General features: G+C 41.8%; 7 protein-coding genes. All 7 read left to right on the forward strand.

The genetic code is table 11. The features are described 5' to 3' along the window. Positions 1-2: 2 nt before the first annotated feature. The 7 genes from ACFQZR_RS19785 (at position 3) to ACFQZR_RS19815 (ending at position 13,397) form a co-directional block, all read left to right on the forward strand. Positions 3-3,242 carry a DEAD/DEAH box helicase gene (locus ACFQZR_RS19785; RefSeq protein ID WP_379349101.1) on the forward strand — a complete coding sequence of 1,080 codons (3,240 nt, stop codon included), beginning with the start codon at positions 3-5 and terminating at the stop codon, positions 3,240-3,242. A 26-nt stretch (positions 3,243-3,268) separates the two neighbouring features. Further along, entirely contained in the window at positions 3,269-3,787 is a 519-nt protein-coding gene (locus tag ACFQZR_RS19790; protein ID WP_379349103.1) for a hypothetical protein, read from the forward strand. Positions 3,788-4,027: 240 nt separating this feature from the next. Then, positions 4,028-5,764: a DEAD/DEAH box helicase gene (locus tag ACFQZR_RS19795; protein WP_379349105.1), complete on the forward strand. Its 1,737-nt coding sequence runs from the start codon at positions 4,028-4,030 to the stop codon at positions 5,762-5,764. A 29-nt stretch (positions 5,765-5,793) separates the two neighbouring features. Next, positions 5,794-7,398: a hypothetical protein gene (locus ACFQZR_RS19800; protein ID WP_379349107.1), complete on the forward strand. Its 1,605-nt coding sequence runs from the start codon at positions 5,794-5,796 to the stop codon at positions 7,396-7,398. A 26-nt stretch (positions 7,399-7,424) separates the two neighbouring features. Further along, positions 7,425-8,882, forward strand: coding sequence for a type I restriction-modification system subunit M (locus ACFQZR_RS19805; protein ID WP_379349110.1), 1,458 nt, complete (start codon positions 7,425-7,427; stop codon positions 8,880-8,882). A 5-nt stretch (positions 8,883-8,887) separates the two neighbouring features. After that, the gene (locus ACFQZR_RS19810) at positions 8,888-10,039 is read left to right on the forward strand and encodes a restriction endonuclease subunit S (protein WP_379349112.1); all 1,152 of its coding nucleotides are present in this window, start codon (positions 8,888-8,890) and stop codon (positions 10,037-10,039) included. A gap of 10 nt (positions 10,040-10,049) precedes the next feature. Then, positions 10,050-13,397 (forward strand): DEAD/DEAH box helicase family protein, encoded by a 3,348-nt coding sequence (locus ACFQZR_RS19815; RefSeq protein ID WP_379349114.1) that lies wholly within the window; start codon positions 10,050-10,052, stop codon positions 13,395-13,397. Positions 13,398-13,626: the final 229 nt, after the last annotated feature.

Here is a 13,626-nt window from a genome sequence, read left to right on the forward strand (position 1 = left end):
CAATGAATATATTAACATATTGCAAACAGATTGCAGCCTCACAATCGACAACAAAGCCTTTTCTATTCGTGTTTAAAGGATTTAATAATGAGAATTTCCAGCAGATTCAAGATTATAAATTAATAGATGCACCAACGACGATTTCGATTCAAGAGTTAGATCATCTTAAACCGACGCTTATTCCCCAATTGTTTAGCAGAGTGAGATCAACAGAGTTTTCATGGTGCACTTTCGAAGAATATCTTCTGTTCGGAGAAGAATTATTGCAACTCTACTATACGATTAGAGTCATTCGTAACAATTTGTTCCATCGTACATTCCCTACTGTATACCGTATTGATGCAACTGAACGAATATGGGATTTGTTGAGTGATGCAGATTTAGATATGAAAGATAATGAAGAAGATGAGATCAGCTTAATATATCGTTATTATGGGAGTGTTAAGCAGCTCGGTACTTATGTATTTGTCACTTATCCGGAGTCAGGAGAAGATGATATACCGTTATATCCACATGGGGTAGAGACGTTGCCTACGATACTTCTTGAAGAGGAAGTGAATCCCCATGTCGAGTTGTCGGAGGATGAAGATGCTTTTCTGCTATTAGAATGGGACATCATGAATGCTCATATTCCACATGGTGATATCTATATTGCTGCTTCAGGTGAATTAAGTACAATACCACATCGATACTATGAGCGGTTACTTGCATTGCAGACTCTATACAATAATGATTATAAGTTCTACTTGATCATGAAACAGACTGTACTAAAAGCAAATATAGACGATACCCCATATGTATCAGTGCTACAACGTTATTGGGGATACTCGAACTTCAGAACCCTCAAAATGTATAGCAATCTTAGAAGCGGGCTTGGGGATAAGAGCATAACAGAGATATCACAAGCCCAGATTGTTGACGATATCGTCCAGGAGGCACTGAAAGCAAAAGCAGGTGAAGATTATCGAGATCTATTCGTAACTTCTCCTACGGGTGCAGGTAAATCGGTTATGTTCCAAGTGCCAGCAATCTATATGGCAGAGAAGTATAATCTAATGACAATTGTTATATCTCCGCTAATTGGTCTGATGAATGACCAAGTGCAAGGTCTGCATGCTAACCAAGTACATATGTCTGCAACGATCAACTCGGAGATTAGTCCCGTAGAGAAAATGGAGATTCGAAATCGTATTCAAGACGGTAGGGTCTCAATATTATACATTTCTCCTGAAACGTTGCTTAGTCGTTCAGATATTACGCAATTGATCGGGGAGCGCGAAGTAGGATTGTTTGTCATCGATGAAGCACATATTGTCACCACATGGGGCAAAGCGTTCCGTTCAGATTATTGGTATTTAGGGACATATTTATCGAAGCTCCGCAAAGAGAAAAATTTCCCGATCGCAACATTCACAGCAACAGCCATATATGGTGGTGTTGAAGATATGTATGTTGAGACGCGTGATAGTTTGAATTTGATTAGCCCAATAAGCTATTTTGGATATGTACGACGGGATGATTTAGAAATTAAAATCCAACGCAAGTTAGATTATGATAAGCGCTTCAAGGAGTATCTCATGGATAAGAACAAGCTACTCTTGAACCGTGTAGAGAGATTTGTTCAAGGAAAGTCTAAGACGCTTGTTTATTTTCCAACAGTAAGGGCAATTCTTGATTTTAAAGAATTTGTTCGTATTTATGGAAGTGAAGCAGCAAAGGCAAACTTGTCTATTTATTATGGGCCACTAGAGAAAGAATTGAAGCACGAGAACTATCTGCGATTCAAACAGAATGATGCATTGATCATGCTTGCGACCAAAGCATTTGGGATGGGGATCGATATTCCTGATATACAGAATGTATATCATTTCGCTCCAACAGGGAATGTGTGTGATTATGTTCAGGAGATTGGTCGTGCGGCACGTGCGTTAGATCAAGGATACGCTTATTTTGATTTTCTTCCTCAGGATTTTGTGCATGTTCAGCGCCTGCATGGGATTTCGACGATTCGCAAAGGGCAGCTTCTACAGGTTATGCAGAAGATTCTATCTATACTAGATGAGCAAAAGGGTAAGAATGTCCGTAACTTACTTGTTAGTGCTGATGAGTTTCGTTATATCTTTAATGAGGGAAGCAGCCAGGAGAATGATAACTTCGATAATAAAATCAAGACAGCTCTACTAATTATCGAGAAAGACTTCCAAGCCAAGTTGACCTATTCGCCGATTATTGCGCGCCCTCGAAGTATCTTTGCTAAGGAGTATTTTATTGTTCCATTTGAGGCAGAAGATAAAGTGTTCCCGTTATACAATCAATATTTCACGTTGCAACATAAATTTGGCGAGGGAAAGCAGCATCGGTCTATTTATCAAGTGGATCTCAAGGGAATATGGCAGGATAAGTATCAGAACATGTCTTTTGCTGAATTTAAATACCAGTTCTATAGTGCAGAGAATCGGGTGAAACTACCTTTTAAGGGATGTATCACACCCGTAATGCAGGTTCAGTTACATCTACAAGCTGAAAACGAAAATGTGTTTCAGAATCAGGTGAAGTCCTGGGTAGAACGAATCAATGCGATCCTCGGCCGATATGCTAAGACGAAGGCGTATTTCAATATAGAAGAATTTGCAACAGAAGTTCGCTCGTCCATAGGTGGCAGCAAGTATGCTGCACAGATGATGGCTGAAGTTATACTGGATACCTGCTATACCTATGACCGCTTGATGCGTCAGAATAGTAATTTCTATAATAGATTCCTTGCATTTGATGAGTCGCGAGACAAGTATCATCTTCTTGGCAGCGGTTATGCAGGCTTTACAGACTGGATCATGCAGGAGACGAGTCATGTACTTCGACAGCCAATGTCTATTAAGGTTAGTGAACAAGAACGAGATGTATATTTACCTAAGTTGTTCGGGAGTGAGCAAGAGAAGCGTTTCATCTATTTAGGTCTGATGGAATCGCTAGGGCTCCTTATGTACCGTATTAATGGTGGGGATAATCCTGAAATCTATATTCGGATTAACTCAAGAATGCATCTGGAACGTAGTGTAAATAATCCAGGGCGTTATCGAAATTATATTCTAGAGAACGTTCACCAACGGCATCGACTCTCTGTTGAAATGTTGAAATATATATTTGAGAACCAGGTCGATACTATGCAATTTTGGGATCTGATCGAAGATTATTTCTTGGGTAAGGTGCCAGAGGAGATTATGCAGCGGTTGGTACCGAATTAATCGAAAATTGATAATGAGGGATAAACATGAATGAGGATAAACTTATCCCATATGGGGTATTATTTGCGAAACAATGGTTCGAGGAACAAGGGATTACGTATATTAGATCATTTGATCAACGTTATGTAGTAGGCAATAAGGATGGCCTGTCATACAAAATTGTTGTTATCCCACGAGATCACAAGCCTGGTAAAAGTAAACAGCAAGGGGATCCATATGAATCAGTTATGATTGATCACAAAGACTACGGGGATAAGACTAATTCCTTTTTTCATAAAGGGGATCAAAATTACATCGTTCTATCCAGGACTTATCGGGAGGGAGATCGGTATTTCCCTGAACAAGCATACTATGTGTTGGTATCAGATGAAGTTGTACAAGCCGAATTTGCGAAAAGAGTTCCTAAAAATATAAATTCAAAGAAGACATGTAATATAGGTTTTAAAGATAAGCAGTTAAGCAAATGGCGTTCAATCGGAGTTCGTTATTATCGAATGAACTTGGAATTAACTTCAGGGAAAATCTATGAAGGACTAGAAAAATAAATAATCATTACTGCACTATTAGATAACACTCTCTGATTCCCCTCTACAGAGAAATACGTTCTATTTTGATGCTGATTATATTATTGAGGATTAACAAAGTTCCGTCAGCACGATGCCATAAACATACGTTTCTTTACAATATTTAATGTTCCAATAGGGTCTAGGGATAGAAGGAACTGAAGGTCGGTTTTTCGAAATTTAATACCTTGGACCTAGAAGGGTTGCTTGGAGGAACTATGAATGAAATTGATCCCCTTACAATATCAACAAGAAAAACTATTACAGGGCGGAGCATCATTGGAGCATTTTAGACTTCATTTGCGGGCGCATGAAATACAATTACAACGAGGATTCGATCGCCTAAGATGTCTTGATCATATTTTCTTTGAACCAAAACCTTGGCAGATCGAAGCAGCTTTAAAAGTATTAAGGGAAATGAGGGGCAGTGCGATTCTTGCGGATGAAGTGGGCTTAGGGAAAACAATTGAAGCGGGGTTAATTATCAAGGAACTCCTTCACCGCGGAATGATCCAGTCTATACTCATTCTTGTTCCGGCACCTCTCGTTGAACAATGGAAAAATGAAATGATGGATAAATTTCAGATTTCGTTCTATGATGTGCGAGATGATGGTTGGGAGGAGCACCAACTCCTTATTTCTTCTTTGCCATTACTGGCTCGTTCCGGTATTCGAAGGGCCATGTTGGATGAGAAGCATTTTGATCTCATGATTGTTGATGAAGCGCATTGTTTGAAAAATCATGCAACAGCAACCTATAAATTTGTGTTCGGCATCAAAAGAAAGAATGCCATCCTGATGTCGGCCACACCGATTCAGAATGATTTAAATGAGCTGTATAGCCTTGTAAATATCTTGAAACCAGGCTATTTTACGACGAGAAGATCATTCCGTACGGAATATATGCAAGATCGCTTTCAACCCAAGAATGTCGCGAAGCTCAGAGAGTTATTGTCCCAAGTGATGATTCGGAACCGCCGTTCGAATACGTTGGTAGAGCTGCCTCGTAGACGTGTGGTGAACATGGATATTGAAATGAATCCAATTGAGCGGCAATTTTACAACGGTGTCGTCGATTTTACGAAGCACATTTTCGCACAATATCTTAGTGGTACGGTTAAAGTTGGCCTAAACAACACACCAGTCTCTATGCTGTTAATGATGCTGCTCAGCTTGTTGAAGCAAAATTGCAGCAGTCCGCAGTCTGTCATTCCGACATTAGAGCATAAAATGATGCCCAAACTTCAGACTTTAGAAGAACAAAAAAAGTGCGCGCAGCTCATTGCACTAGGGAGGGCGATAAGACTCCCGAGCAAAGCGGAAAAGCTTGTTGAACATATCCTTAAGAATCAAGAGCAAGCAATCGTGTTCTCAGAGTATTTAGCGACGATCGAACTGCTCAAGAACGCTTTCCAACAGTTTGGAATCTCGGTGTCTCTGTATCATGGAGGTCTGAATGCCTTAGAGAAGGAGAGAAGTATTCAAGCCTTCAAATCGGGCAAGACTCAAATATTCCTGTCTACGGAAGCAGGGGGACAAGGCTTGAACCTACAAGTGTGCCGACGAATGTACAACTATGATCTCCCATGGAATCCGATGCGTATTGAACAGCGAATTGGCCGAATTCATCGATTTGGACAAAAGGATGAAGTTTATATTTATACGATGCCTACTCGTGGTACGATAGATGAATATCTTCTCTACATCTTAACATCAAAAGTTAATTTGTTCGAGATGGTGGTCGGTGAACTGGACACGATTCTTAGCTTTGTCCTTGATGATCATGAATCTCTGGAAGTACGAATCGGCAAGTTGATTCTCGGATCCAAAGATTCAATCGAGATGGAGCTGAGGCTTCGGGAAATCGGAGAGGAATTATTAAAAGCCAAGGAAGATTGGCATAAGAATGCCAATGCATCGGCCAAAATTTTAGATGAAATTGGGATAGGGATGAGATGAGAGCATTGTCGTCAATACAACAATTCGTCATGGAAAGCTGTAAACTGCTGGGTATTTCTGTCATTGAACAAGATGGAGGTGCGAGCTTCCAGCTGATTATTCCGAATATACTTCAGAAAGAATTACCCTATTTGATGACGGAAATCAAGTTTCAAACGAAGGGGAACCCTAATGCATTGCTGATGTCGGAGGATTCCTTCTTTGTTAAGAAATTGGCTGAGCTCGTTGCTCGGAAAAATAACAGTTACACAATGGGGGCAGTACGACTATCCGCAGAGTCGAAAATCGAGGAGATCATGGCTCAATTCACACCCGATTGTTCTTGCGAGATAGTTCAGCTTCATGATGAGCAAGTTGATGAGCTCCATCTGTGGGTCAAGATTAGCGTGCAAGGTTTTTTCGTAGAAGAGAGGCTTGATCACTATGTCATAGATTTGACGAACGAACGAATAGAGAGAAGCGAGAGTACGCGCATCCCAGACCTTGCACCGATGGAGAATCGAGATAAAATACCGGTAAGTTCGATACAAAAGTCGATGGAGAAGCTGACAGCCTATGCTACAACTTGCGCAGAGCAATATGCTAAGGAGAAACAAGCGGAAGTTCAGCAATATCTTGACCAGGAGGTTCTTCGAATAGAATCTTATTATCGCAATCTCGAATTGGAAGCGACGTCGGGCTCTTCTCGCAATAAGTCTGCGTTAGATGAACTCGAACTGTTAGCCGCGGAGAAGGGGAATTTAATCGATCAGCTTCATAAGAAATATGAAGTTGCTGTGGATCAAGTGAAGATAGAGATTGTTGCCTGCCTTGTATTAGAGAAGCGAATCGAGAAGGCAGAGCTTCGTGTCATAAGCCCTTATGGTCATTCGACGCTGTATGGGGATGGGGAGAGGGGATTTAGAGAAGCTCGCGATATTTCTGAGCAAGACGGCCCTTACACGATCACTTCAGACAATACAACGGCTCTACTATTCAATACTTACCAGTGTAAAACTTGTAGGAAATTAAGGCAGAAGAAATTGTCCACATACTGTAAAGTTTGTGATAGTGATATATGCAAGGAATGCGCTGCATCCTCAGCCATTAGCAAGCACATCATCTGTACGGAACATGCTAAATCTTGTAGTCATTGTTCGAGAACGGTAAGCACATCCGAATTCGTCGCTTGTGAATCTTGCGGGATAGAATACTGTCAGTCATGTAATTCGAATAGCTGTAAGATTTGTTCGAAAAAGCTATGCTCGGCTTGCCATCATGTATCACATATTTCGAAGCAATCTTTATGTCCAGATCATGCGCATCCATGCGAGTGCTGTCTGAACGATGTATCGGAGCAAGAGATGATTCGATGCCAGAGCTGTGAACAGTATTACTGCCGGTCATGCCATCTGAATGGTGAATGCTATTATTGTGGACATTTAGAGAAGGTGCAAGCGATACCGCTGACTGTTGGCCGGATCTTGGCAGAAAATAAACTTCAAGCGAGTCGATTAGAGATCAGCGAGAAGGGAAATATGATTTATCTACAGGGGAAGGGAACCTTATTCAAGTCCTTCTTGCTTGTATATAACAAGAAGAGTGAGAAAGTGATCAAGCGTATTGATTATAGTTGGTTCAACAAAAGACGATGATACATCACATATAACTGGAGGAGCTTATGATTACTGGTGAAATGAAGAACAAAGTGGATAAAATTTGGGAGACATTCTGGACAGGTGGGATTACCAATCCGCTTGAAGTGATTGAACAATTTACGTACCTGCTCTTTATTAAAGGGTTAGATGATATTGAGACGACGAAAGAAAGCGAAGCTGCCTTTCTAGGATTAACCTATGAAGGGATGTTCCCGAGTAACAAACAAAGCTTGCGATGGAGCAAGTTCAAGAACATGGAAGCTATCCAAATGTATAACCTAATGATGAATGACGTATTCTCTTTCATTAAAAATCTGCATCAAGACGGAGACTCCGCTTATGCGAAATATATGGGAGACGCAATCTTCAAAATTCCAACGCCTCAAATGCTTACCAAAATTATTGATGGCATCGACGGGATTGATATGGATAATCGGGATACCAAAGGCGATTTGTACGAATATCTTTTATCCAAAGTCGCTACGGCTGGTACCAACGGACAATTTCGTACACCCCGTCATATTATCGAGATGATGGTTCGACTCATGAAGCCAAGTCCAAGCGATGTCATCGCGGATCCTGCGATGGGAAGTGCGGGATTTCTTGTCGCTGCTCAGGAGTATGTGAGGGAGAACCATGCGGATTTGTTCTTGCACGCGGGACTTAAGAAGCATTTTCATGAAGAGATGTTCCACGGCTTCGACATGGATCGGACCATGCTTCGGATTGGTGCGATGAATATGCTCCTGCATGGCGTGGATCAACCGAACATTGAGTATAAGGATAGTTTATCTGAGTTAAATGAAGATCAAGAAAAGTTCACGATCGTGTTAGCGAATCCGCCGTTCAAAGGGTCTCTAGATTATGATGCCGTAAGCAGCGATTTGCTAAAAGTCACGAAGACCAAGAAGACGGAGCTTCTTTTCCTTGCGCTGATTCTAAGAAGTCTCAAGCTCGGCGGACGCAGTGCTACCATTGTGCCGGATGGCGTTCTCTTTGGCAGCAGCAATGCACATAAGGAGATTCGTAAAGAATTAGTAGACAATCATAAGCTTGAAGCCATTATTTCGATGCCAAGCGGCGTGTTCAAGCCTTATGCGGGAGTTAGTACGGCAATCCTAATCTTTACGAAGACAGGTGCAGGCGGTACGGATCATGTATGGTTCTATGATATGAAGGCCGACGGCTACTCATTGGATGATAAGAGACAGCCGATTGAGCAGAATGATATATCGGATATTGTAGAACGATTCGGCAACTTGCAGGATGAGATCGCTCGGAAGCGTACAGAGCAGAGCTTTATGGTCGATGTGCAAGAGATCCGGGACAATGGGTATGACCTGTCGATTAATAAATATAAGGAAATCGAGTATGAGGAAGTAGCCTATGCACATCCTCGAGAGATTCTGAAGAAGATTCAAGTGTTGGAAGAGGAAATTCAGGCGGGGATAGAAGAGCTGGCTGGGATGATTGAGGGGTGATTGTTATGGGATTGATTAAGAAATTAAATGATGTTGCAAACATTAATATGGGGCAATCACCAGAATCCAGTAGTTATAACACAGAAGGAATCGGAGAACCATTCTTTCAAGGTAAAGCAGATTTTGGTGATATGTACCCTAGTATCAGGATGTATTGTTCAAGTCCATTAAAAAAAGCGAGAGAAAAAGATATATTAATGTCGGTCAGAGCACCTGTTGGTGATGTGAATATATGTAATATATCTTGTTGTATAGGTAGGGGATTAGCTGCAATAACTCCAATAGAGAGTGTATTGGATTTCAAATACCTCTATTACTATTTGACTCTAAAAAAAGAACAAATCAGTAATCTAGGAACAGGGAGTACATTTAAGGCGATAAATAAAAGCATTATTGAGCATGTAGAACTACCTGTTCCAACAATTGAGATTCAACATAAAATAGCAATTTTGCTCGACAAAGCCCGAGAACTAATAGACAAAAGAAAAGAACAAATCGATGCTTGTGATGAACTTGTAAAAAGCTTGTTTTATGAAATCTTTGGGGATCCAGTTACAAATCCTAAGGGCTGGGAAATTGAACCTCTCAGGAATCTAATAACTGAAGCAAAATATGGATCAAGTCAAAAGGCTGACGAAACTAAAGGCAGATATCCTATATTGAGAATGAATAATATTACATATCAGGGAGATTGGGATTTTTCGGATTTAAAGTATATAGATCTTGAAGAGAAAAATGAAGAAAAGTATTTAGTAGAAAAAGGAGACTTGCTTTTCAACAGAACCAACAGTAAAGAATTAGTAGGGAAAACGGCAGTATATGTGGAAGATGAAAAAATGGCGTTTGCTGGATACTTAATTAGGGTGAGAACAAATGAAAGGGCTAATACACAGTATATTTCCGCATTTCTAAATTCACCGTATGGTAAGCAAACTTTAAATAATATGTGTAAAAATATTGTAGGCATGGCTAACATCAATGCTCAAGAACTACAGGATATTATGATGGCTGTGCCTCCGATTGAAATGCAAAATAATTTTGCAATGATAGTTACTAAAATAAATGAACAAAAGAAGTCGCTCAAAAAGGGATTAATTGAACTTGAAAACAACTTCCAAGCACTTATGCAGCGAGCGTTCAAAGGCGAATTATTCTAGGAGGACAGCCATGTGTACGAACTTTGATTTTCTGAGAGACAAATCAATTTTTCAATCCTTTGCTGATAGTGCCGTAGAGTCTGAGAAAAGTTTACTTGTATCCCCTGCCACCAGCGCCATTCTTACGAGAAGGGCTCTGGAGCTGGCTATCAAGTGGGTGTACACGTTCGATACTGAATTGAAGATCCCGTATCAAGATAATATTTCAAGTCTAATCCACGAGCCAACGTTCCGGCAGATTATCGATCCGCAGCTATTTCCATTGATGAAATATATCATCAAACTTGGAAATACCGCGGTACATACGAATGCTTCCATTTCCCGAGATGAGGCTGTGCTCTCGCTGCGGAATTTGCACGAAGTCGTCCGTTGGATCGATTATTGTTATGCGGTTGAATATACCTGTCCTGACTTTGATGAAGAACTACTTCATGCGGGAGAAGAGAGAAGGACAAGACCGCAAGAATTGCAAGATTTGTATGAAAGACTTAGTTCGAAGGATCAACGGCTGGAAGAACTCCGCAAAGAGAATGAAGAACTGCGTGTAGCGATGACTGCACAGCGGGTCGCGAGTACTGAGGAATATCATTTCGAAGTTGATGCACTTAGTGAAGCAGAGACAAGGAATCGATATATTGATCTTGAGCTAAAGCTTGCAGGCTGGGAGCTTGGACGAGATTGTATCTCTGAGGTTCCGGTCGAAGGGATGCCAAACGCTACGGGTAAGGGCTTCGTAGATTACGTGCTCTATGGCAGTAACGGCAAACCGCTTGCGGTCATTGAAGCGAAGAAAACAGGAGTCGACCCCATTGTCGGCTCTCAGCAGGCCAAGCTGTATGCAGACTGTCTGGAGAATCAATATGGGCAGCGTCCTGTGATTTTCACGACCAATGGATTTGACATCAACCTGTTCGACGATGCTGAGGGCTATCCGATGCGCCGTGTTGCGGCGATTTTTACGAAAGAAGAGCTGCAGCGTATGGTGGATCGTCGGAGCAGCAAGCTGCCGTTCACAACCGTTGAAATTGATGAGAATATCTCCAATCGGTATTACCAGAAGCAGGCGATTATGGATGTGTGCTCGGCCATCACGGCGAAGCAGCGGAAGATGCTGCTCGTTATGGCGACGGGCAGTGGGAAGACACGAACAGCGGTCTCTTTCGTGGATGTCTTAATGCGGCACAATGTTGCGAAGAATATTCTTTTCCTGGCGGATCGCCGTACGTTGGTGAAGCAAGCCAAGAATAACTTCAGCCATTTGCTGCCAAGTCTGACGCTATGCAATTTGCTGGAGAATAAGGAAAACCCGGAGCAATCCCGAATGATTTTCTCGACCTATCCGACCATGATGAACGCAATCGATGATACGAAGCGGCAGAACGGGAAGAAGCTGTTCACGCCGGGCCATTTCGATCTGATTATCATCGATGAGAGTCATCGGAGTATTTATAAGAAATACAAAGACATTTTCGATTACCATGATGCCATGCTGCTCGGATTGACGGCGACACCGAAGGATGAAATCGACAAAAATACATATTCGATCTTCGAGCTCGAGAACGGCGTGCCAACATTCGCCTATGAGCTGGAAAAAGCGGTAGAGGATGAATATTTGGTCGACTATCGCACGATAGAGATCAAATCGAAGATTATGGAAGACGGGATTCATTATGATGACCTGAGTGAGGAAGAACAAGAAGAATTCGAGCGAACGTTCGAAGACGATGAGACGGTTGATGATTCGATCGCGAATACGGCCGTAAATGAATGGCTGTTCAATGCGAATACGATCGATATGGTGCTTCATCAGCTAATGGAGAATGGGCTTCGTATTCAAGGCGGGGACAAGCTGGGGAAGACGATTGTTTTTGCCAAGAGCAGTCGACATGCAGAAGCCATTGTGGAACGTTTCCACGTGTTATATCCGGAGTACGGTACGCATTATGTCAAACAAATTGATTACAGCATCAAATATGTGGATACCTTGATTGACGATTTCAGCACGGCGAATAAATTCCCACAGATTGCCGTATCCGTCGATATGCTCGATACCGGAGTGGATATTCCTGAAGTTCTGAATCTCGTATTCTTCAAAAAAGTCCGTTCCAAGTCGAAATTCTGGCAAATGATCGGCAGAGGAACAAGATTGTGTAAAGACCTGCTTGGAGCGGGGATGGATAAAGATAAGTTCTTGATCTTCGACTTCTGCAATAACTTCGAATTCTTCCGAGCGAACCCGAAGGGAATGGAAGGGAACATCGGTGAGAGCTTAACGGAGAAGCTGTTCAATGCCAAACTGGATATTGTGCGGGAACTGCAGCACGTGAAATATCAGGAAGAGGATTATATCCGTTATCGAAATGAGTTGCTCCAAGAGCTATTGGACAGTGTTCGGAGTCTGAATGAAGATAGCTTCCGCGTGAAGCTGAAGCAGCGGTATGTAGATACGTATAAGAATAAGGACGCTTGGCAGAGCTTAGGTACAGCATCTGTCGCAGAAATCAAAGAATATATTGCTCCGCTCATTACCCCGTTGCAGGATGATGAGTTGGCCAAACGATTCGATTTACTGATCTATACCGTTGACCTTGCTTATCTGCAGCAGCGTAATGCGTCTAAGCCAATCCGCAGTATTGTGCAGACCGCAGAAGCACTGTCGAAGCTTGGAACGATCCCACAGGTTGTGGAGAAAAAATATATCATCGAGAAAGTGCAGACGGATGAATTCTGGCAGAGTGCAGATATGTTAGAGCTTGAAGCAGTTCGGGTTGCCCTTCGGGAATTGATCAAGTTTATCGAGAAGAGCAAGCAGAAAATCTACTATACGAATTTCAAAGATCAGATTTTAGAGACCCGTGAGAGCGGAGCCATCTATAATACGAACAATCTGAAGGACTATAAGAAGAAGGTAGAGCATTACTTGAAGGAACATCAAGATGAGCTGGCGATCTTCAAGCTTCGCAACAACAAGCCCTTGAATCAGTTGGACCTGCAGACACTGGAACGGATTTTGTGGGAAGATCTCGGCACCCAGTCTGATTATGAGAAAGAATTCGGCGATACACCAGTAAGTAAATTAGTGCGGAAAATGGTTGGGCTTGACCGTACCGCAGCGAATGAAGCTTTCAGTGCATTCCTGAGCGATGAAAAGCTGAATGCAATGCAGATTCGGTTCGTTAAGCTTCTCGTAGATTACATCGTGGCGAATGGCATGATTGAAGATAATCGGGTCTTGATGGAAGAGCCTTTTCGCAGCTTGGGCAGCATAACGACGTTATTTAAGGATCATATGAATGAAGCCAGAGAGTTAATGAATGTTGTTTCGGTCATAAAAAATAACTGTGAAAAGGTAATTTAGTTCAATATTTGCTAGTAGACGACTGTAAAAGGTCGTCTTTTTGCTTATAAAAGGACTAACAGCGAAGTGTGTCGAAATAGCAGGATAGGATAATATTCCCATGAGAAACATACGTTCCATGACAATCTGTTGACCATTTGATCGTGTATGCTTATTTGTAAATATTGAAACAGAATGGAGTTGGAATACTTGGCTGCGATCGAACTATCCGAAGAAATGCTTAAATCCA

It is taken from the genome of Paenibacillus sp. GCM10027629, from assembly GCF_042676425.1.
Classification (GTDB): domain Bacteria; phylum Bacillota; class Bacilli; order Paenibacillales; family Paenibacillaceae; genus Paenibacillus_K; species Paenibacillus_K terrigena.

What these genes read in the sequence shown, in the direction of transcription:
- ACFQZR_RS19810 (WP_379349112.1), top strand. Translation starts at nt 8,888, where the DNA reads ATGGGATTGATTAAGAAATTAAATGATGTTGCAAACATTAATATGGGG.
- ACFQZR_RS19815 (WP_379349114.1), top strand. Translation starts at nt 10,050, where the DNA reads ATGTGTACGAACTTTGATTTTCTGAGAGACAAATCAATTTTTCAATCC.
- ACFQZR_RS19785 (WP_379349101.1), top strand. Translation starts at nt 3, where the DNA reads ATGAATATATTAACATATTGCAAACAGATTGCAGCCTCACAATCGACA.
- ACFQZR_RS19805 (WP_379349110.1), top strand. Translation starts at nt 7,425, where the DNA reads ATGATTACTGGTGAAATGAAGAACAAAGTGGATAAAATTTGGGAGACA.
- ACFQZR_RS19790 (WP_379349103.1), top strand. Translation starts at nt 3,269, where the DNA reads ATGAATGAGGATAAACTTATCCCATATGGGGTATTATTTGCGAAACAA.
- ACFQZR_RS19795 (WP_379349105.1), top strand. Translation starts at nt 4,028, where the DNA reads ATGAAATTGATCCCCTTACAATATCAACAAGAAAAACTATTACAGGGC.
- ACFQZR_RS19800 (WP_379349107.1), top strand. Translation starts at nt 5,794, where the DNA reads ATGGAAAGCTGTAAACTGCTGGGTATTTCTGTCATTGAACAAGATGGA.